This window comes from Collinsella aerofaciens (assembly GCF_040926185.1).
GTDB classification, from domain to species: domain Bacteria; phylum Actinomycetota; class Coriobacteriia; order Coriobacteriales; family Coriobacteriaceae; genus Collinsella; species Collinsella aerofaciens_BC.
The window spans coordinates 15734-34797 of record NZ_JBCOIQ010000025.1 but is presented as its reverse complement, the minus strand read 5'-3'; the positions used below and the strand labels follow the sequence as shown (position 1 = coordinate 34797).

General features: G+C 60.6%; 19 protein-coding genes. 16 read left to right on the top strand and 3 right to left on the bottom strand.

The window, feature by feature from the left end:
• Positions 1-333 precede the first annotated feature (333 nt).
• Together AB5750_RS08975 and AB5750_RS08970 are read left to right on the top strand one after the other, a co-directional pair.
• Positions 334-1158 (top strand): PfkB family carbohydrate kinase, encoded by an 825-nt coding sequence (locus AB5750_RS08975; protein ID WP_368146104.1) that lies wholly within the window; start codon positions 334-336, stop codon positions 1156-1158.
• A complete protein-coding gene (locus tag AB5750_RS08970; RefSeq protein ID WP_368146105.1) occupies positions 1151-1468 on the top strand; it encodes a TIGR04076 family protein in 318 nt (105 codons plus the stop codon). Before AB5750_RS08975 ends, AB5750_RS08970 begins: the two co-directional genes overlap by 8 nt.
• 132 nt (positions 1469-1600) lie before the next feature.
• Here AB5750_RS08970 and AB5750_RS08965 read toward each other — a convergent pair whose 3' ends face one another.
• From AB5750_RS08965 to AB5750_RS08955, 3 genes are all read right to left on the bottom strand, one after another.
• Complete coding sequence (locus tag AB5750_RS08965) at positions 1601-2047, bottom strand: low molecular weight protein-tyrosine-phosphatase (protein ID WP_368146106.1); 447 nt, start codon at positions 2045-2047, stop codon at positions 1601-1603.
• Between the two features lie 33 nt (positions 2048-2080).
• Positions 2081-3451 carry an ATP-binding protein gene (locus AB5750_RS08960; RefSeq protein WP_117747001.1) on the bottom strand — a complete coding sequence of 457 codons (1371 nt, stop codon included), beginning with the start codon at positions 3449-3451 and terminating at the stop codon, positions 2081-2083.
• A 212-nt stretch (positions 3452-3663) separates the two neighbouring features.
• Positions 3664-4923 carry an MFS transporter gene (locus AB5750_RS08955; RefSeq protein ID WP_438266024.1) on the bottom strand — a complete coding sequence of 420 codons (1260 nt, stop codon included), beginning with the start codon at positions 4921-4923 and terminating at the stop codon, positions 3664-3666.
• A gap of 252 nt (positions 4924-5175) precedes the next feature.
• Between AB5750_RS08955 and AB5750_RS08950 the strand changes: the two genes are divergently transcribed.
• The 14 genes from AB5750_RS08950 to glpK all read left to right on the top strand — a co-directional run bounded on the left by AB5750_RS08950 (position 5176) and on the right by glpK (position 18956).
• Positions 5176-6045, top strand: coding sequence for a hypothetical protein (locus AB5750_RS08950; RefSeq protein ID WP_368146110.1), 870 nt, complete (start codon positions 5176-5178; stop codon positions 6043-6045).
• Between the two features lie 79 nt (positions 6046-6124).
• The gene (locus AB5750_RS08945) at positions 6125-7018 is read left to right on the top strand and encodes an aldose 1-epimerase family protein (protein WP_368146112.1); all 894 of its coding nucleotides are present in this window, start codon (positions 6125-6127) and stop codon (positions 7016-7018) included.
• A gap of 263 nt (positions 7019-7281) precedes the next feature.
• Positions 7282-8208, top strand: coding sequence for a transporter substrate-binding domain-containing protein (locus AB5750_RS08940; protein ID WP_368146113.1), 927 nt, complete (start codon positions 7282-7284; stop codon positions 8206-8208).
• 9 nt (positions 8209-8217) lie between these two features.
• Complete coding sequence (locus AB5750_RS08935) at positions 8218-9366, top strand: amino acid ABC transporter permease (protein WP_273376610.1); 1149 nt, start codon at positions 8218-8220, stop codon at positions 9364-9366.
• 22 nt (positions 9367-9388) lie between these two features.
• Positions 9389-10174 carry an amino acid ABC transporter ATP-binding protein gene (locus tag AB5750_RS08930; RefSeq protein ID WP_368146114.1) on the top strand — a complete coding sequence of 262 codons (786 nt, stop codon included), beginning with the start codon at positions 9389-9391 and terminating at the stop codon, positions 10172-10174.
• A gap of 72 nt (positions 10175-10246) precedes the next feature.
• The gene (locus tag AB5750_RS08925; RefSeq protein ID WP_368146115.1) at positions 10247-11662 is read left to right on the top strand and encodes a M20/M25/M40 family metallo-hydrolase; all 1416 of its coding nucleotides are present in this window, start codon (positions 10247-10249) and stop codon (positions 11660-11662) included.
• Positions 11663-11891: 229 nt separating this feature from the next.
• Positions 11892-12959 (top strand): peptide chain release factor 1, encoded by a 1068-nt coding sequence (gene prfA / locus AB5750_RS08920; RefSeq protein ID WP_138113479.1) that lies wholly within the window; start codon positions 11892-11894, stop codon positions 12957-12959.
• Between the two features lie 751 nt (positions 12960-13710).
• A complete protein-coding gene (locus tag AB5750_RS08915) occupies positions 13711-15000 on the top strand; it encodes a N5-glutamine methyltransferase family protein (RefSeq protein ID WP_368146117.1) in 1290 nt (429 codons plus the stop codon).
• A gap of 69 nt (positions 15001-15069) precedes the next feature.
• Positions 15070-15255 carry a type II toxin-antitoxin system HicA family toxin gene (locus AB5750_RS08910; RefSeq protein WP_368146119.1) on the top strand — a complete coding sequence of 62 codons (186 nt, stop codon included), beginning with the start codon at positions 15070-15072 and terminating at the stop codon, positions 15253-15255.
• A 14-nt stretch (positions 15256-15269) separates the two neighbouring features.
• Entirely contained in the window at positions 15270-15716 is a 447-nt protein-coding gene (locus AB5750_RS08905) for a type II toxin-antitoxin system HicB family antitoxin (RefSeq protein ID WP_117746946.1), read from the top strand.
• Between the two features lie 109 nt (positions 15717-15825).
• Entirely contained in the window at positions 15826-16221 is a 396-nt protein-coding gene (locus tag AB5750_RS08900) for a type II toxin-antitoxin system RelE/ParE family toxin (protein WP_316370295.1), read from the top strand.
• Positions 16208-16510 carry a helix-turn-helix domain-containing protein gene (locus tag AB5750_RS08895; RefSeq protein ID WP_316370292.1) on the top strand — a complete coding sequence of 101 codons (303 nt, stop codon included), beginning with the start codon at positions 16208-16210 and terminating at the stop codon, positions 16508-16510. Before AB5750_RS08900 ends, AB5750_RS08895 begins: the two co-directional genes overlap by 14 nt.
• Before the next feature lie 147 nt (positions 16511-16657).
• Positions 16658-17401 (top strand): L-threonylcarbamoyladenylate synthase, encoded by a 744-nt coding sequence (locus AB5750_RS08890; protein ID WP_368146120.1) that lies wholly within the window; start codon positions 16658-16660, stop codon positions 17399-17401.
• A gap of 13 nt (positions 17402-17414) precedes the next feature.
• Entirely contained in the window at positions 17415-18956 is a 1542-nt protein-coding gene (gene glpK / locus AB5750_RS08885) for a glycerol kinase GlpK (protein ID WP_368146121.1), read from the top strand.
• The last annotated feature ends 108 nt before the right edge of the window (positions 18957-19064 follow it).

The following is a 19064-nucleotide window of genomic DNA, read 5'->3' as shown; positions in this document are numbered from 1 at the left end:
CGACGCGGAAATCGCGCGCTGTTGACGCGCCCCCGCAGTGCCCGCTTCCCCCAAGGACAATTATCAGTGCAGGTAGAAGGCTTGCTATGATTTGAAAATAGAGGGTGTGGTTGACTCATTCAGGTTCAGCCCCGTAATCCGGTGTAGTTTTGAAATGGCACTGAATGAGTGGTGGCGAATGGGCCGCAATGAAGCAGGCTAGCCCCTCGTTTCCGAAACCTTTCCGCAACAAACTGTCCTCCACGGCGCAAGCTTTCGTCCGTAGCGTTCCCTGCGCTACACTTAGTCGCACTGTGGCGCTGCTGCGCCGCGCCCGAACCAAGGGGGACACTCATGAAGAACACTCAGCTGCTGCTGATCAACGATATGTGCGGATACGGCAAGGTCGCGCTTTCCGCCATGCTGCCGGTGCTGTCGCACATGGGTTACCGTATCCATAACCTGCCGACGGCACTTGTGTCCGATACGCTCAACTATCCCAAGTTCTACATCCACGACACCACGGAGTATGTCCGCCAGAGCCTCGCCATCTGGGAGGAGCTCGGCTTTGAGTTCGACGCCATCTCGACCGGCTTTATCGTGACCGAGGAAGAGACGCGCATCATCTCGGACTTTTGCCACCGCCGTGCGCAAAAGGGCACCAAGGTGTTCGTTGACCCCATCATGGGCGACAACGGCAAGCTCTATGCGGGCGTGCCCGAGTCCACGATTGGCCTTATGCGGCACCTGCTGGAGTGCGCAGACTACGCGGTGCCCAACTATACCGAGGCGTGCCTGCTTGCCGATAGGCCTATCGCCGAGCAAATTACGCCCGATGAGGCCCGCGCCCTTGTGGACGCCGTGCGCGAGCTGGGTGCCAAGTCGGTGGTCATTACGAGCGCTGTGGTCGACGGTGCGAATGTTGTCATCGGTTACGACCATGTGGCGGGGAAGTACTTCACGATTCCCTTCGACCTGATCCCGGTCTACTTCCCGGGCACGGGTGACACGTTCTCGGCGGTGCTCGTCGGCCGCGTTATGGCCGGCTGGAGCCTGCAGCGTGCGACGGCCGATGCCATGCGCGTGGTGGCAGAGCTTATCGAGCGCAACGCCGACCAGGAGGACAAGTCTGCCGGCCTGCCCATCGAGGCCTGCCTGGATGTGATCGACCATGAGTAGCGCCGACGAGCCCGCGAGCGAAAACAAGCCGCTGGGCGTGCCGCGTGGCAAGCGCCCGCGTATTCGCATTAGCTGCGTTGATCAGCTGGGCACGTGTCGTTGCCATCACGGGCACAAGCCCGGCGACGTCTTTGACTTCGACCGCGACCGCGGCAAGATGTGCTCCATGGCCTGCCACGTGGGCTTTCCCTATATCGACATCCTGCGCTACGGCGGCACCGTGCCCGGCAACGAGCCCGGCACGGCAAAGTTCTGCTGTCCCGAGGTCGATTCACTGAACGTCTGGCTCGCCGAGATCGTCGACGAGTAATCGAGCGTGGATTTTCTCCCGTTTAGAGCGCACTTGAATGCTCAAAGTGGGAGAAAATCCACGCTCATTTTTCATGCGGGAGATTATCCACGCTCGTTTCGCGCCGAAGGCGTGGCCTGCGACCTCGCTTTCCTACAGCTGCTCGAGCATAGCGGCGCAGCCGGCGAGCACATCGCGGTAGGTGGCATCGAAGTTGCCGGTGTACCAGGGATCGGCGACGTCGCCGGGGCGATCGGTCCAATCCAGCAGCCGCGAAATCTTGCCGTCGGCATCGTCGCCGAAGATGCGACGCAGGCCGCGCGCGTTCTCGGCATCCATATAGACGATGTGGTCCCAGTCACCATACTCCGCGCGACGAACCTGGCGCGCGCGGTGCGCAACGACGGGAATCCCGACCTCGCGCAGCTTGGCGACGGTGCCATGATGCGGAGGGTTGCCAATCTCCTCGGTCGAGGTCGCGGCAGAATCAATGACGAACTCCGCCTCGCGCCCAGCACGGCGCACCAGCTCGGCAAACACCGACTCAGCCATCGTCGAGCGACAGATATTCCCGTGGCAAATAAACAGTACGTGCTGCATATGATGGTTCCTTTCTGGGCGGTCGCGCGGGGGTTACAGACTGCCCTTGAGGCAGTTTGCACCGATAAAGCCCGCTGCGTACAAGGGGAGATGGCGCAGCTCGCGTCCGTCATCGGTTTCGCTGCGGGCAAAATTGTTCTCGGACAATATGTAGGCATACGGCGACCGGGCTTTTTCCATAAACGACCCGAGCGTTCTCGCGCGCACGTTGCGTGCGGATTTTACCTCGACGGGAACGATCTCCATACGGTCGGTCTGAAGTAGAAAATCGAGCTCGCCGTTCGTCTTCCAAGACGACGGTGGCATCCAGTAATACGTCTGCAAACCATTGCCCGAAAATGCCTGCATGACCGAGTTCTCCGCCAAGGCACCTCGAAAGTCGGAAGACAGCGCAATGGCGGAATCCTCTTTGAGGTCGAGCCAGAGTCGCGGGTTGATACCGAGTTTGTAGAACATGAGGCCCGTATCGAGAAGATAGACCTTAAAGAAGCTCCCGTCTTCGTCGTCGAAGGGGACGAGGGGAGGTTCGATGCCTTCGGTCAGGTTGTTGACCGATATGATGCCGGCGCCCTCGAGCCAGTCGAGTGGCTCGATGAGCTTTGAGCGTCGGCCTCCGCGTTCGACCTCGGAGTACTTGAATTTCTTGGTTGAGGATCGTAGCAGCTGGGATGGAATGGAGCGCCAGACCTTGCGCGCTGCTACGCCGCTGATCCCGTTTTCGGGGTCGGTCATATCGGCGGTGTAGGTCTCGTCGATTTCGCGCTGCTCGACGCGCGCGTCTTCGATGGAAAGCGTCTTGCGATATGCGTTGACGGCGGCGGGCATGCCGCCCACGATTTGGTATCGATGAAACAGGTTGAGCGCGGCTTGGTGTGCGGCGTAGGTCTCGAGCGTGTCGGCGTGGGTACGAACGGCATCGGCCATCTGCTCCTCGCCGAGCGCCCAGAGAAACTCCTCGAACGACATGGGATGCATGGTCTCTTGGCGGACGCCGCTGGGAAAAGGCAGCTTGCGCTTGCGCGTGGCGACGCCGAGCTGACTGCCGGTCGCGCATATGCGCCAGCCCGAACCCGAGAAAAAGCGAAGCGAGTTGAGCGCCCGTTCACAGAGCTGAACCTCGTCAAACAGGATGAATGCGGTTTCTTTGCGAATGGGGGTGCGTTTATAGTCTGAGATTCGTGCCACGATGGTGTCAACGTCGTCGGTGGGGCAGTCGAACAGCGGGGCAATCAGCTCAAGATCGGTCTGAAAGTCGAGTTTGACAAACGCATCGCCGGCGATTCGTCTGCCGATTTCCTCGGCAGCGTACGTTTTGCCCACGCGTCGTGCGCCACGGATGAGGAGGGGGCGCGAGGCGTCCTTTGTCGCCCATGATTCGATAACGGATTCGATTGATCTGCGCATGGGGCTGCCTTTCCAATTTCATGTACTTCAAATACATAGTTTAGTACGATTTCGTGTACTTGAAATACACGAAATCGTGGAAAAACGTGTATTTCAAGTACACGAAATTGAACCGCTGGAGCCTGCGGGCGGATAAACACTGCTCGTATGGTGTGGTTTTCATCGGACGCCCGCCGCGCTGAGCTGTACTTGCGCCTGCCTCGATCCCACCCCTATGCCTGCATCGAAGATTGTGCTGCCCGCTTGCGCTCCCAGCGTGCCAGCTTGATCGTCACTAGCGTGAGTATCCAGGCTACGAGCGAGAATGCGGCGCCAACCGCGCCCACGTAGGCAATGCCAATCCCGCTTACCACGGCGCCGCCCACCGCGGTGCCAAACGAGATGCCGACGTTAAACGCCATGGGCTCCACCGAGCTCGCGAGCACCATCGATTTGGGGTGGCGGCTGCGGGCCACGTCCATAAAGTGCGTGATGCACGAGACCGAGAACAGATACATGAGCATCGCCAGACTAAAGACAAAGGCAAGCGCGAGGGGCATGGTGCCGCCAACGGCAAACAGCCCAAACAGAGCCGCGGCCTGGAGCACAAACGTCACGAGCAGCGCCCTCATGCCAAAGCGCGCATCGATCCATCCGCCCAGGATGTTCGAGATCAGGCAGAACACGCCGTAGGCCATAAGGGTGGTGCTCGCCTGAACGGTGCCCATGCCCAGCACCTGCTCCAGATAGGGCGTCACGTAGCCGTAGAACACATAGACCGAGCCCACGCCAAACAAGAAGATGAGCATGCCGGTGATGATGCTTGGCTCGCGCAGAAGCCCCGCCTGCTCGCGGAAGGTGGCAGGCTCGTCGGTTTGTCCGGCGCGCGGCATAAACGCCACGAGCGCGGCGCAGATCAGAACGGCGAAGGTCAGCGTGCCGTACATGGCAACGTGCCAGTCGAGCGTGTCGGCCACAAACTTGCCGATCGAGGTCACAAAGACCATCGCCACGGAGAATGCGCCGTACACCACCGAGATAGCGAGTGAGGTCTGCTGCGGGGACAGCAGCTCGGGGATATACGTCACGCCCACGGCGAGCAGTGCGCCCGAGACGGAGCCCAAGATGATGCGCGAGGCAAACAGCACTTGGAAGTTGGGCGCCAACGCCATGACAAGATTACCGAGTACAAAGACAATGCTGTAGCACACGAGCAGCTGGTAGCGGCGGAAACGTCCCGTGCTGAGCGCAAGCACCGGCGTCGCGATGGCGTAAACCAGCGCGAACACACTGATGAGTTGGCCTGCGGTGGCAAGCGAGATGCCGAGCTCCGTCGCCAGGTCGCTCTCGATGCCGATGACCACGAACTCCGAGCAGCCGAGCGAGAAGCCTAACAACACGAGCAGCACCAGGCAAAGATTGGTGCGCGCGGGTGAAAGCGCGGCGGCGGTTGATGTTGTTGTGGACGAGGTTGCAGTGGTCAAGGCTGTCACTCCAATGTCGCATTAATAAGCGGGATTCAATCCCTGCAACTCTAACAGAATGTGACAAAGGGGCAGTCCCTTTGTCACATTGCGCTGCCGGCCAGTCGCTTAAACCGTCACAACATTCGATGAAAATCTCGAATTCGAGGAAAATCGTCGAATGTTGTGACGGTTTTCGTGTTCGGCGCGGGCGAGCTCCAGCGCCGTCTGGGGGTATAAGGCTAGCAAGTGTTTATTTGCGAGGCCTAAGGGGCGCCCCGTATGGATATCGATAACTTTGAATGGTGGTATAGCGAGGGTGAGGCTCCGGACGAGGAGTGGGACGAGCCCGCGCCGCGTGACGTGTCGAGCGACGAGGACGAGACCGGCAACGATGCCGCTGTCGAGCCTGACGCCGCCTCCGATGCCGCCGAGCCCCTGACCTTTGAGCAGGCTTGGGCCCAAGCCGAGGCCGATGAGGCCAAGGCCGATGCCACGGCCACACTCGGTGAGCCGGCGGACATGTCCATCTCGCCGGCTAAGACCCCGCAGCCGCGCCATAACATCGACCCCGGCAGCACGGCATCCTTCAGCATACTCGACGTGCCCGCGCAGGGTGCTCAGGCGCCTGCGCCCACGCATCGCCCCGACTTGGCTCGCGAGGAAGATGCTGGCCGCCGCTCACCACTCGGTCCCATCCTCATCGCCTTCATGGCCGGCGTCATCGCTTGCTCGGCGATCGGAAATGTCTGGAGCCATGTGGAACAACAGCGCAAAGATGCCGCCAAGGTCGAGATGTCTGTCGAGCAATCGCTCAGCCGCACGCGCTCGGTGCATGTGTCGGTCGAGGCCAAGGACGGCGCGATGTGGGACACCGCGCGTGGCGACAGCCAAATGCTCATCCACATCGTGGGGCGTACGCTCAAAGGGCAGACGATTGACGAGTATCAATACGTCAATTCCGCTGGTGACGGCATCGAGCTCAAGCCCGGCGACTACGAGCTCACCGTCGACGAACCGCCCGTCGCCACCGACGGCACGCGCTTCCGCGCCTCAAAGCGCATGGTTCCCGTGAGCTTTAACTCGCAGGCGCCCGATACGGTCGATAGCACTCCGCAGGGCGGGTTTGACCTTTACGCTATTGCTCAATAACTGCGCCTGTCGCTCAACCCCGCCGCCAAGAGTGGGACAATAGCCCTCGACACTATTGTTTACTTTTGGAGGAAGTAGCATGTCCACCGTCACTACCATCAAGCGCGGCGGCCTCACCGCGGCCATCGATTCCATGGGCGCCCAGCTCACGAGCCTTGCCCTCAACGGCAACGAGTATCTGTGGCAGGGCGACCCCGCCTTTTGGGGCAAGCACGCGCCCATCCTGTTCCCCATTGTGGGCTCGCTGCGCAACAACACGGCAACGTCTGCGGCCGGCACCTGCGAGATGCCGCGCCACGGACTCGCGCGCATTGTCGAGCACGAGCTGGTCGAGGTTTCGGAGGACGGCTCCTCGGTAACGTACGAGATCACCGATACGCCCGAGTCGCTCAAGGCGTTCCCGTTCCACTTTAAGCTCAACATGACCTATGCCTTGACCGGCGACGCCACCCTCACGCAGACCTTCGCCGTCACCAACACCGGCGACGTGGACCTGCCGTTCTCGGTGGGCGGCCACCCCGCATTTAACGTACCGGCCCCCGGTGCCGAGGACGAGGCGTTCGAGGATTACGAGTTGGCGTTTACCGAGGCTTGGACCAACGAGGCTCCCATCATCACGCCCGACGGTCTTATGACGTTCGAGGGTGGCTACAAGGCTCCCGATAACTCGGACGTGCTGCCCATCACGCACCGCAGCTTCGATAACGATGCCATCATGTTCACCGATACTCCGGGCTCCACGCTCACACTGCGCGGCCGCAAGTCGGGCCACGGCGTCAAGATCGACTTTGAGGGCTTTAAGTACATTGGCGTGTGGTCTGCCGCCAACGACGCTCCGTTTGTGGCGCTCGAGCCCTGGACCGGTCATACCACCATGGACACCGAGGACGATGTCTTTGAGCATAAGGTCAACACCATCACCCTGGCCCCGGGCGAGACGGACAAGCGCAGTTTTAGCGTTACCTTGCTCTAGAGGTTCCGCCGCTCGGTCGATGCTGCGCGTCGTCCAGAGCGACAAGTTGTCATTCAAAAGGCAAGGCATAGACCTTCTGGTCATGCCTTGCCTTTTTCATGCCACTTGTTCGCTCTGGACGTCGCTCGCCGGCATTGCCAAAACATCGGCGTCCCCAATGACTACCGCGTGTCTATTATTTTTTCGAGCTTGTGCTGCGCTGCTAGTTGCTGGCGTATATCCTGTTAAGTCGTCAGCATACGATTCAACAGGGAAGGCAGATTATGCATTCTCCCCATCAACGCGACGCGCATCCACAGCCGGTGTGCAGCCGTCGTATCTTCTTAGGCAGTGCGTTTGCTGCGAGCGCTTCCGTCGTCGCCGGCGCGCTTGCCGGCTGCCAGCGTCCGTCCACGCTTAAGGTGGTCCAGCCCACGACGGGCGGCGGTCGCGACGATCTGTCCGATTCCGTGATCGGCAAGGACAAGATCCGCATTGGCATGGAGGCTGCCTACGCCCCGTACAACTGGCAGGTTTCCGATGCCAGCGAGTTCACCATCCCCATCGATAACGTGCAGGGCGCCTATGCCGACGGCTACGACGTGCAGATCGCCAAGGTCGTCTGCAAGGCCCTCGGCGGCGAGCCCGTCGCCGTTAAGCAGAGCTTCTCGGGTCTTATCGATTCGCTCAACAACGGCCAGATCGACCTCATCATCGCCGGCATGAGCGCCACGCCCGAGCGCGAGGAGTCGGTCGGCTTTTCCGACCCCTACTTCATCGGCTACTTTGGCCTGTTCGTAAAAGAGGGCTCGCCCTACCAAAACGCCACCAAGCTCAGCGATTTTAGCGGCGCCACGGTCCTGGGCCAAAAAGGCACCATGCTCGATACCGTCATCGACGAGATCCCGGGCGTCGTGCACAAAAACCCGGTCGATTCCGTCCCTACGGTGTTCTCGAACCTGCTGCAGGGCACCTGCGACGCCGTGACGTACAACACCGAGAACGAGAAGGGCTATATGGCCCAAAACCCGGGTATCGTGCCGATTCAATTTTCCGAGGGCGAGGGCTTTAAGCAGGAGGTCACGGCAAATGTCGGCTGCCGCAAGGGCTCGGACAAGCTGCTTAAGCTCATCGACAAGACACTCAAGGGCATTAGCCAAGAGGAGCGCGACCAAATGTGGGACGCGTGCCTCGACCGTCAGCCGGCATAGGGAGGCAGCATGAAAGCCATTAATCGTCTGGCCTCCTTTATCAAGGCCGACCACCGTTATGTATACCTGGGCACGAGCGTTATCGCGGCGCTCGGCCTGGCGTTTAGCCAGCGCAACCCCACACCACTGAGCTTCCTGGCTCCCACGGGCGTGTTCCAAGATTGCCTTTGGGCGATTCTTTGGGCCTGGCTCGTCGTGTCAGCGGCGGCGCTCGTCACCAAGCTCATGCACTGGAACGACTATCGCGAAAAGTCGCCGTTCGCCTCCGAGCGTTGCCGCCGTGGCGCACGCCTGGGCAGCTACGTCGTGGTCGCCATCGCGGCGATCTTTTTCGTGGACCGCTGCGTCATGTCGTTTATCGACCTGGTGCAGGTGAGCATTGTCTCGGATTCCAACCCCAGCGACTTTTTGTCGAGCCTGGTCTACATGACCTACAAGAGCGGCGACTTCTTCATTCGCGGTATCGAGATCACCATCGCGCTTGCCACCTTCGGCACCGTCATCGCATTCTTCCTGGCGCTGCTCTTCGTGTTCCTGCGCATTCAGACCTTCGATCGCGTGGACAACGACCTGGTGCGCTTCTTTAAGAGTATCGGCCGCGGCTTTGCGACCGTCTACTCCACCATCGTGCGCGGCACGCCCATGATGGTCCAGGGTCTGCTCATCTATTACGCGGGCTTCACCGTTTTGCGCGGCATGGGCTTCGAGACCGCTCAGGCCAACCAGATTTGGAGCACCTTCACCGCTGGCCTCGTCACCATCTCGCTCAACTCCACCGCCTACATGATGGAGGTCCTGCGCGGCGGCATCGAGTCCATCGATCCCGGCCAGGCCGAGGCAGCACGCTCGCTGGGCCTGTCGCAGTGGCAGGCTATGCGCAAGGTCGTGTTCCCCCAGGGCATTAAAAACGCGATTCCGGCGCTCACCAACGAGCTCATCATCAACATCAAGGATTCGTCGGTGCTCTCGGTCATCGGCGTGTTCGACCTTATGTACGCTACTACCACGGTCGCCGGCGTGTACTACCGCCAGATGGAGGTCTACTGCGTGGCGCTCGTGGTCTACCTGATCCTGACGCTCGTGGCGAGCCGCCTGCTCGAGGCCTTTGGCAAAAAGCTCGGCGCCGAGGCTCCTGCCACGCTGCCCAGCTCCAACTAGGCTTAAGACGAGGAGAATCATCATGGCAGATACCGCCATTACCGGCACCGCGGCCGCCGCACAGATCAATGAGCCGCTCATCCGCGTCGAGGGTCTGCGCAAGAGCTTCGGCTCGCTCGAGGTGCTCAAGGGCATCGACCTGTCCGTTAACCCCGGCGAGGTCGTCACCATTATCGGCGCCTCGGGTTCGGGCAAGTCGACCTTCCTGCGCTGCCTCAACCTGCTCGAGACCCCGGACGCGGGCCACATCTGGTTCCACGGCCAGGACCTCACGGCCGAGCGCTGCAACATCAACAAGCTGCGCGAGGACATCGGCATGGTGTTCCAGGGCTTTAACCTGTTCAACAACATGGATGTGCTCGACAACTGCACGCTCGCGCCCGTCACGCTCAAAAAGACGAGCAAGGCCGAGGCCGAGAAGGTCGCGATGGAGCATCTGACGAGCGTGGGGCTCGAGAAGTTCGCGCACGCCGCCGTGGGTCGCCTGTCCGGCGGCCAAAAGCAGCGCGTTGCCATCGCTCGTGCCCTATGCATGAATCCGCAGATCATGCTGTTCGACGAGCCGACTTCCGCACTCGACCCCGAGATCGTGGGAGAGGTGCTCGAGGTCATGCGCAAGCTTGCTGCCGACGGCATGACCATGGTCGTCGTCACGCACGAGATGGCCTTTGCCCGAACCGTGTCCGACCGCGTGGTCTTTATGGACAAGGGCGTGGTGCTCGAGGACGCCGCGCCGGCCGAGCTCTTCGGCAACCCCAAACACCAGCGCACCCGCGAGTTCCTCTCGCGTTATCTCGAGGATAAATAGCCGACCGCAAACGCTTACGTGGCAGGGCCGCTCCGGTGGGGCGGCCCTCGTCATCACAATCGAAAGGATGTCATGGCCGAGGTTTGGCGCTTCTTTGCGCATGAGGATGATTTTGCCGGTATAGACGAGGCCGGCGCATGCGAGCGCTTGGGCCGCGTGCTGTCGTTTCCGACCATTTCGAGCATGGATGCCGAGGCGGTGGACTGGCAGCCGTTCGACGACCTGCGCGCGTATATGCAGCAGGCTTGGCCGCGCGTGTTTGCGGCGGGCGAGGTCGAGCTTATCGATCATTCGCTATTGGTGACGCTTGGCGGTTTCGACCCTGCCCTCAAACCCGTCATGCTCATGGGTCACATGGACGTGGTTCCTGTGGTGCCGGGCACCGAGGACGATTGGACTCACGCCCCCTTTAGCGGACATGTGGACGATGCCTACATTTGGGGCCGCGGCGCCATCGACATGAAAGACCAAGTCGCAGGCATTCTCGAGGCGGTTGAGTATGCGCTGGCCCACGGCTGGGAGCACGAGCGCACCCTGCTGCTGGCTTTTGGCCAGGACGAGGAAACCACGCAGTTCGGTGCGGGTGCCATCGGCCGCGTGCTCGAGGAGCGCGGCATTGAGCTTGAGTACCTGATCGACGAGGGCGACTACCGCATCGTTTCGGCTGCCGAGTACAGCGCGGGCGAGGACTGGCTCATGCACGCCGACCTTGCCGAGAAGGGCTATGCCGATATCGTGCTCAAGACGAAGAGCGAGGGCGGGCATTCGTCCAACCCCTACGGCGGCACATCGCTCGAGGTGCTGAGCCGCGCCATTGCCGCAATCTGCGATATCGAATGGCCGGCTCGCGTGACCGATCTGCTTGCCGTCCAACTCGTCGAGTTGGAGCTCTACACGGCCGACGAGATTGCCTCCAACAAGGACACCATCGTGCGCGAGTGCCTCGCCAGCAAAAAGCTCTATCCGCTGGTGACGACCACCTGCGCGCCCACGCAGATCGAGGGCGGCAGCACCGGCGCCAACGTAATGCCGCAGGATATGTGGGCCAATATCAACTTCCGCATGCTCGAGGGCACGAGCGTGGCCGACGTTGTGGCGCGCTGCCGCGAGGCGGTTGCCGCGGCGGGCCTTGTCGGACGTGTGGAGGTCGAACTCGGCCCCGGCAGCTCTGAGCCCACGCCGTCCCCGCGCATCGGTGGTCCCGGTCTCGAGGCGGTTCGCTCCATCGCCGCCCGCTATTTCCGTGATCCAAAGGGGACGGAGGAAAACGGATCATTCGAGCCAGTGGCAATTGTGCCCTCGACCGTGATCGGCGCGACCGACGCTGCCAACTACCAGCGCATTTGCTCCGAGTGCATTCGCTTCTCGGCCTTTGTGGTCGACGATGACGAGTGCGACCGAGGTGTCCACGGCACCAACGAGCGCATCACCCGCCGCGCCTACCTCCAGGGTGTTCGCTTCCTCATCGCCCTGCTCCACAAGCTCTAGAATCTGACAAAGGGACTGTCCCTTTGTCAGATTCCGTGCGGGTTATATGCAGGTTTGCCTGCGCACGCTATCATATATGGGTTAGACCGCAATTATGTACCCCATACGCGAAGGGATGCGCATGTATCTGAAGATCGACATGTTCTAGCTGGGCTTACCCCCGCAGTGGCGCCGCGCGCCCCATTAACTCTGCCGATTTTCGCCTTCACGCACATAAAGGAGTCCCGCCATGCGCGACAAGCTCGAAAAGATCATCAAGGCCTACGAGGAGCTCGAGAAGAAGCTTTCCGACCCGGCCGTCGCCTCCGACATCAAGGAGTTCACGCGTCTCAACAAGGAGTACGCACACCAGTCCGACCTCATCGCTGCCTCGCGTGAGTACATCGGCGCGCTCGATGACATCGAGGCCGCCAAGGAGATGCTCCGCGACACCAGCGATGCGGACGAGAAGGAGATGCTCCAGATGGACATCTCCGAGAACGAGGAAAAGCTCCCGCAGCTCGAGGAAGATATCAAGTACATGCTCATCCCGAGCGATCCCAACGACGACAAGAACACCATTGTCGAGATCCGCTCCGCCGCCGGTGGCGACGAGGCTGCCATCTTTGCCGGCGATCTGTACAAGATGTACCAGCGCTTCTGCGAGTCGCGCGGCTGGAAGACCACTGTGCTCGATTCCAGCCCCAGCGAGGCTGGCGGCTTTAAGTCCATCGAGTTCAAGGTCGAGGGCGACCGCGTCTACTCCGTCATGAAGTACGAGTCCGGCGTGCACCGCGTCCAGCGTGTCCCCAAGACCGAGTCCCAGGGCCGTATCCAGACTTCCACGGCTACCGTCGCCGTGCTTCCCGAGGCCGAGGAGATCGACGTCCAGATTAACCAGTCCGATCTGCGCATCGACACCTACTGCGCTTCCGGCCCTGGCGGTCAGTGCGTTAACACCACCTACTCTGCCGTGCGCATCACCCACCTGCCCACCAACACCGTGGTGCAGTCGCAGGAGCAGCGCTCCCAGATTCAGAATCGCGAGGTCTGCATGCAGATGCTGCGCGCCCGTCTGTACGAGATGGAGCTCGAGAAGCAGCAGGCCGAGCTCGGCGCCGAGCGTCAGAGCCAGATCGGCCACGGCAACCGTTCCGAGAAGATTCGTACCTACAACCAGCCCCAGGATCGCGTGACCGATCACCGCATCGGCTTCAACTCCACCTACAACGGCGTGCTTCTGGGCGACCAGCTCGGCACCGTCATCGAGGCCCTCGCCGCCGCCGAGCGAGCCGAGAAGCTGGCACAGGCCGTTTAGGTTACGGCGTTTTACCAAACGCCGTAACTGCTCGACGCTGCAAACGCCCCTAAGCGGCAATCTGACGTTCAATCGTCGGTCGCGTACCAAAGTACGCTTCCCTCCTCTTTCACGTCACCTTGCTCGCTTAGGGGCGTTTTCGCTGACTTATGCTCAACCTGCGGCGTTGTCTTGCTCCATGCGGCAGTTAGGGACGTTCCTTTTCTGCCGACAGTTTGGGACACTCCTTGGGTGGAATGCGACTCGCTCGCTGGCATTGCCAAAACATCGGCGTGGCCGTTGGGCAGTTAATTTGGGACGGGGCTATTTTGACTACTTTGCATGTGAAAGTAGTCAAAATAGCCCCGTCCCAAATTAGCTGCCCCTGACTGCAGCGGGTAAATTGCTTTTTGAATATATTTGACTTGAGCTGGTAGTTTATGAGCTATTTACCTGCATTCAGTAGCAATTGATTGTCAAAAATAATGCCCCCAAAATCGTCCGAGAAGTCGTAGCGCATTTTTCGATGTGTCGTTCGTCAAGTGATTTGGCAAGTGTTTGGTTAGATATTGGTCAGTTTTGGGGCAACCTTGCCAAAAGCTTGACGAATGCAAATCTAGACGTCGACAAATGAACACTTCGATTGCGCCGCGAGCAAAAATCTGGGCTGATTCTCGATAATCGCTTCCAATCGTCTCTTGCCAAGCGGCGCCCTCGCGTACAATCTGCTCCGATGTTCGCGCGCCGCCCGGCGCCAAGGAGGGGAGGACCCATGGCAAACGAGATCTGGACCATTAAGCGTTGTCTCGAGTGGACCAAGGAGTACCTGGCCGAGCGCGGCGAGGAGCATCCCCGTCTTTCTGCCGAATGGCTGCTGTGCGCCGCCACGGGTCTGGCGCGCATTGACTTATATATGCGCATGGACGAGGCGCTCGACGCCACGCAGCTCGAGACCATGCATGCGGCAGTGGTCCGTCGCGCCAAGGGCGAGCCGCTGCAGTACATCACCGGCAGCACGCAGTTCCGCATGATCGATGTCGCGTGCGCCCCCGGCGTGCTCATTCCGCGCCCCGAGACCGAGATGCTCGTCGAGGAAGTGCTGAATTATCTGGATACCGAGGTGCTGAGCCCCGAGGCCGCCGCCCGTCAGCGCGTGGAGTTGCCTTGGAATGATGAGGTCGAGCAGGCCCGCAAGGCCGAGGCGGCATTGGCCGACGAACGCGCAACCGCCGAGCGCCGTGCCGCCAATCTGACGGCTGCTGAAGAAGCGGCGCTGGGGAGCGACGTTCTGGGCAGCCGCGCCTATGCTGAGGAGTTGGCTGACCGCGAGGCCGAGGAGGCCGCCGCACAGGCGGCAGAAGCCGAGGCCGCGCAGTCCGCTGAGCCCGAGCTCGACGAATACGGCATCGTCATCGAGAGCGGCGACGCGTCTGAGGGCGCACCTCTTGCCTCCGACGCCGCCAGTGCCTCCGAGCAGGAGACCGCCGAGTCCGTCGAGCCCGCCCCGACGGAGCCCCGCATCGCCCGCGTCCTCGAGGTCGGCTGCGGCACGGGCTGTATCTCGCTCTCGCTTGCCTGGGAGCGCCGCGGCCACGTCACCTGCACCGCTACCGATATCGAGCCGCGCGCCATCGACCTGGCAACCAAAAACCGCGACGCCCTAGGTCTCACGGCAGACGAGGTCGCATTCAGCCTCACCAACCTGGTAAGCTCGATTCCCCGCGAGGAGTGGGGCACCTTCGACGTCCTCGTCTCCAACCCTCCGTACATTCCCACCGACGTCATGCGCTCGCTGCCGCACGAGGTCAAGGATTTTGAGCCCGACCTGGCGCTCGAAGGCGGTGCCGACGGCCTCGACATCTTCCGCCGCTTGCTCAACGCGGCGCCCTACATGTTGCGCGCCGGTGGCCTCTTTGCCTGCGAGCTCTACGAGGGCGCTCTCGACGCCGCCGCCGAGCTCTGCCGCCAAGCGGGCCTGTCGGATGTGCGCATCGTCCGCGACCTCACCGATCGTCCCCGCATCGTCCGAGCCATCGTCATCGAGCCCAAACAGCGTCAGTAATATTTATTAACTGATTTATCAAAAACTATAAAGTAGTTTATAATTAGGACGGCTGAAAGAGGTCGGCCCATGCAACCTCCTACCTTTCGGGAAATCATTGCCCTGCTCAAACACGATGGATTCGTGAAAGTCGCGCAGGTCGGCAGCCATGCTAAGTATGTTTCTGGTGATCGCGTTGTGACCGTAAATGGCTCTGGTGGCAATCGGCCGAAGAAGGGGACATGGGCAAGCATTCGCCGGCAAGCTGGTTGGTAGCCGAAGGGGTCATAATGAAACAACGATTTACCTATGACTGCGTTCTCATAAAAGAAGACGACGGTTACTGTGCCAGCTTCCCGCAGGTCCCCGGGGCCTTTGCCGATGGCGATACGCGCGAAGAAGCAATAGCTCATGCCATCGAGGCGCTGATGGCGTTTTTGGCCGACGATCTTAACAATGGTCGGGCTCCGGCTGGGTACGAGCGTTCGGCCGAGGTCGTGGCCCTTTCAGTCGAAATCGACCACGAGGACGCTCGGGAAGCGGCGTGTCGAACGTTTAAGGACGCGGCGGCGGACCTCAGGGTTTCCGCACCGCGAATCACTGCGCTGGTCAAAGCCGGCAAACTCGATGTTGAGCTTGTCGACGGCCGTCGGATGATTACGATCGACAGCATCGAGCGCTACGCCGCCCAAGAACGCCACGCCGGCAGGCCAAAGAAGTTCGTCGCAGTCCAATAACCCCTCGTTGCCTACTGATCTCGGGCTTCACTTCTGCAAAAAAGACCCTTCGAGCCTATTTCCGCTCTTGCAATATACCGTAAAACTTCTACTATAGAAGGAGAAAGGTATGTCAAATCAGCCGCATCGATACCGCATTGTGCTCGATTACATCGAGCCTTGGCTCGATGAGCAGGATGAGTCTACGTTGCGACAGATTTACGCAGACCTTTTGGTACTTGAGAAAGAAGGTCCTAGCCTTGGTCGTCCGCTGGTTGACCGCGTGAAGGGCTCGAAATTGCATCATTTAAAGGAACTAAGGGTGACGTCGTGCGGACCGTCGGTGATTCGTATCCTTTTTGCCTTTGACCCCAAACGTCAGGCAGTGTTGCTGTTGGCGGGAGATAAGTCGCAGGCGGAGTCGTCGAAGGCAAAGTGGAACGGCTGGTATGCGATCAGCATTCCCAGGGCGGAACAAATATACCGTCGCCATGTAAGGAGGCTCGATCAAGATGGAGCTGCATGAGTATATGGAATCACGCGGGATAGCGCGTGAATCTATTGCCGCCGAGCAGGAGAAAACTCGTGAACGTATCGAAGCCTATAAGCTCGCTCAAATTCGCAAACTAAAGGATCTGACGCAGGCCTCGGTGGCCCAGTCGATGGGTGTTTCTCAAAAACGCATATCGGAGCTCGAGCGCGGGGAGCTGGGATCAATGAGGCTCGACACGCTGAGCAGGTACGCAGAAAGTCTCGGCGGAAAGCTTGTCGCAAGCATTGAGTTTCCCGATCGTACCGTTACGCTTGCTCGCTAAAAATCTGCAATAACCCCCTCACTTTCACCGACTACTACGGCCGCTCACCAAACCAACATGCGCTCTGGGCAAATAGATTGAACGTTTCGTGCGAGAATGCCCCACAGTAAACAAACTTGCACCAGAGCGTAAGGGGCTGGCATACACATGCAGACGGTCTATCGGGTATACGAGGGAGCGCGCGAGCCGCATCGGCTTGCCGTCGAGCGTACGGCCGAGGTGCTCGGTCGCGGCGGCCTGGCACTGATCCCGACCGAGACCGTCTATGGCGTCGCCGTGGCAGTCAATGCCTTCTCCGATGCCGTCCCCCAAGATACAAGCGAGTTCCCGTCGTGGTCATGCGACCCGCAAGCCACCGTCAACGGCGCCGCAGTCCCTGCGCTCGGCACCGGCTATCGCCGTATCTTCACTCTCAAGCAACGTGAACTCACGCAAACCGTCGCTTGGCTGGTCGATGGCGTCGAAGCACTCGACCGCTATGGCGTGGATATCCCGGAAGAAGCCCGCGTACTCGCGCGACGATGCTGGCCGGGAGCCCTGACTATCGTGATTAAGGCAGCCCCCTGCGTGCCGACCTTTATGCGCGCCGCCGATGACACGGTGGCTCTTCGCGCGTCGGCCTCGCCTGTGGTGCAGGCGCTCATTCGCGTCTGCGGCAGTCCACTTGCCTGTACGAGCGCCAACACGCACGGCGCGCCCTCGCCGGCAAGCTTTGCCGCCGTCGAGGGTCGCATCCTGGAGGGGGTTGATGTTGCCGTCGACGCCGGTGAGACCCCGTGTCGCGACGCCTCGACCATCGTGTCGTTTCAGCACGGCGGGCTCCAGATCCTGCGCCAAGGCGCACTTCCCGCATCAGAGATCGAACGGGTCCTGTCCGACCCGATGCAATAGAAAGGTGTAAGCGATGTCGTTGAATCTGGGTAGCCTGGGCATGGAAGATGCCTCGTTTAACTTTGGCGGTTCCTACATTATGGCACTCGACTGCGGCACCACCTCGGTACTTGCGACCATCGTCGACGAGTACGGATGCATCGTCGCGCAGGCACGTCGCAGCGTCAAAACCAGCTTCCCGCGTCCCGGTTGGGTAGAGCAAGACCCCATGGCGGTGCTTGCCAGCCAGATCGCCGTCATGATGGAAGTCCAGTTTAAGAGCGGTATCCACTCCGACCGCATCGCCGCCATCGGCATCTCCAACCAGCGCGAGACCACGGTGGTCTGGGACCGCGTGAGCGGTCAGCCGATCTATAACGCCATCGTATGGCAGTGCCGCCGTACCGCGTCGGTAATCGAGGCGTTGGTTGAACAGGGTTGCGAGGAGTTGGTGCGCTCCCGCACGGGACTCACGCTCGACCCGTATTTCTCGGCCTCCAAGGTGCAGTGGATTCTCGACAACGTCGACGGCGCACGCGAGAGCGCGGCGGCGGGCGACCTCATGTTTGGCACCATCGACACCTGGCTCATCTACAACCTCACTGGCGGCCAGGTCTTTGCCACCGACTACACCAATGCCAGCCGCACGGCACTCTTTAATATCCATACGCTCGATTGGGACGACGACCTGCTGGCGCTCTTTGACGTTCCACGTTCCATGATGCCCGAGGTTCGCTGGAGCTCGGGCGACTACGGCCGCGTCGCGAGCGACATCATGACCAACATGCCGCCCATCATGGGCGTGGCGGGCGACCAGCAGGCGTCGCTGTTCGGCCACTGCTGTTTCCGTCCCGGCCAGACCAAAAACACCTATGGCACGGGTTGCTTTATGCTCATGAACACCGGCGACGAGATCGTCGAATCCAAGAACGGCCTGGTCTCCACCATCGGTATCGCTGCGAACGGGAAGATCAGCTATGCACTCGAGGGCTCCATCTTTGCTGCCGGCTCCACCATGAACTGGCTTCGTAACAACATGGGCATCATCTCGAGCGTGAGCGAGTCGGCACAACTCGCCGCTTCGATTAACGACAACGAGGGCTGCTACTTCGTTCCCGCCTTTGCGGGTTTGGGCGCTCCCTGGTGGGACCCGCATGCCCGCGGTATCGTGTGCGGTCTGACCGGCGCCTCGAGCCGTGCGACCATCGTGCGCGCCGCCTGCGAATCCATGGCATATCAGAGCTACGACGTGCTGCGCGCCATGGAGCAGGACGTGGGGCTTTCGATCGAGCGCCTGTCTGTCGATGGCGGTGCCTCGCGCAACGAGTTCATCATGCAATTTCAGGCCGACCTGCTGGATATCCCCGTGCTGCAATGCGAGACGGTGGAGACCACGGCAATCGGTGCCGCGTACTTGGCGGGTCTTGCCGTCGGCTATTGGGAAGACCTGGAAGAGCTGGAGCAAAATGCCCAGATCGTTAGGACCTTCCTTCCCCACATGTCCGCCGTGCGCCGTGAGAGCAACCTCGCTGGTTGGCGTGATGCTGTCAAGCGTTCGCTCAGCACCGCTCAGTAGGGTTGCGACGGGACACTCGATACAACAAACCGTTAAACTTATGCACGGCGCGCGGCAACAATGTCGCCGTGCGTCTTGTCAACAAGGCCATCTTCCGGCCGCAACGAA

Bases quoted from the DNA above. Each gene is read 5' to 3' on its own strand.
- AB5750_RS08975 (WP_368146104.1), top strand. From the start codon at position 334: ATGAAGAACACTCAGCTGCTGCTGATCAACGATATGTGCGGATACGGC.
- AB5750_RS08970 (WP_368146105.1), top strand. From the start codon at position 1,151: ATGAGTAGCGCCGACGAGCCCGCGAGCGAAAACAAGCCGCTGGGCGTG.
- AB5750_RS08965 (WP_368146106.1), bottom strand. From the start codon at position 2,047: ATGCAGCACGTACTGTTTATTTGCCACGGGAATATCTGTCGCTCGACG.
- AB5750_RS08960 (WP_117747001.1), bottom strand. From the start codon at position 3,451: ATGCGCAGATCAATCGAATCCGTTATCGAATCATGGGCGACAAAGGAC.
- AB5750_RS08950 (WP_368146110.1), top strand. From the start codon at position 5,176: ATGGATATCGATAACTTTGAATGGTGGTATAGCGAGGGTGAGGCTCCG.
- AB5750_RS08945 (WP_368146112.1), top strand. From the start codon at position 6,125: ATGTCCACCGTCACTACCATCAAGCGCGGCGGCCTCACCGCGGCCATC.
- AB5750_RS08940 (WP_368146113.1), top strand. From the start codon at position 7,282: ATGCATTCTCCCCATCAACGCGACGCGCATCCACAGCCGGTGTGCAGC.
- AB5750_RS08935 (WP_273376610.1), top strand. From the start codon at position 8,218: ATGAAAGCCATTAATCGTCTGGCCTCCTTTATCAAGGCCGACCACCGT.
- AB5750_RS08930 (WP_368146114.1), top strand. From the start codon at position 9,389: ATGGCAGATACCGCCATTACCGGCACCGCGGCCGCCGCACAGATCAAT.
- AB5750_RS08925 (WP_368146115.1), top strand. From the start codon at position 10,247: ATGGCCGAGGTTTGGCGCTTCTTTGCGCATGAGGATGATTTTGCCGGT.
- prfA (WP_138113479.1), top strand. From the start codon at position 11,892: ATGCGCGACAAGCTCGAAAAGATCATCAAGGCCTACGAGGAGCTCGAG.
- AB5750_RS08915 (WP_368146117.1), top strand. From the start codon at position 13,711: ATGGCAAACGAGATCTGGACCATTAAGCGTTGTCTCGAGTGGACCAAG.
- AB5750_RS08910 (WP_368146119.1), top strand. From the start codon at position 15,070: ATGCAACCTCCTACCTTTCGGGAAATCATTGCCCTGCTCAAACACGAT.
- AB5750_RS08905 (WP_117746946.1), top strand. From the start codon at position 15,270: ATGAAACAACGATTTACCTATGACTGCGTTCTCATAAAAGAAGACGAC.
- AB5750_RS08900 (WP_316370295.1), top strand. From the start codon at position 15,826: ATGTCAAATCAGCCGCATCGATACCGCATTGTGCTCGATTACATCGAG.
- AB5750_RS08895 (WP_316370292.1), top strand. From the start codon at position 16,208: ATGGAGCTGCATGAGTATATGGAATCACGCGGGATAGCGCGTGAATCT.
- AB5750_RS08890 (WP_368146120.1), top strand. From the start codon at position 16,658: ATGCAGACGGTCTATCGGGTATACGAGGGAGCGCGCGAGCCGCATCGG.
- glpK (WP_368146121.1), top strand. From the start codon at position 17,415: ATGTCGTTGAATCTGGGTAGCCTGGGCATGGAAGATGCCTCGTTTAAC.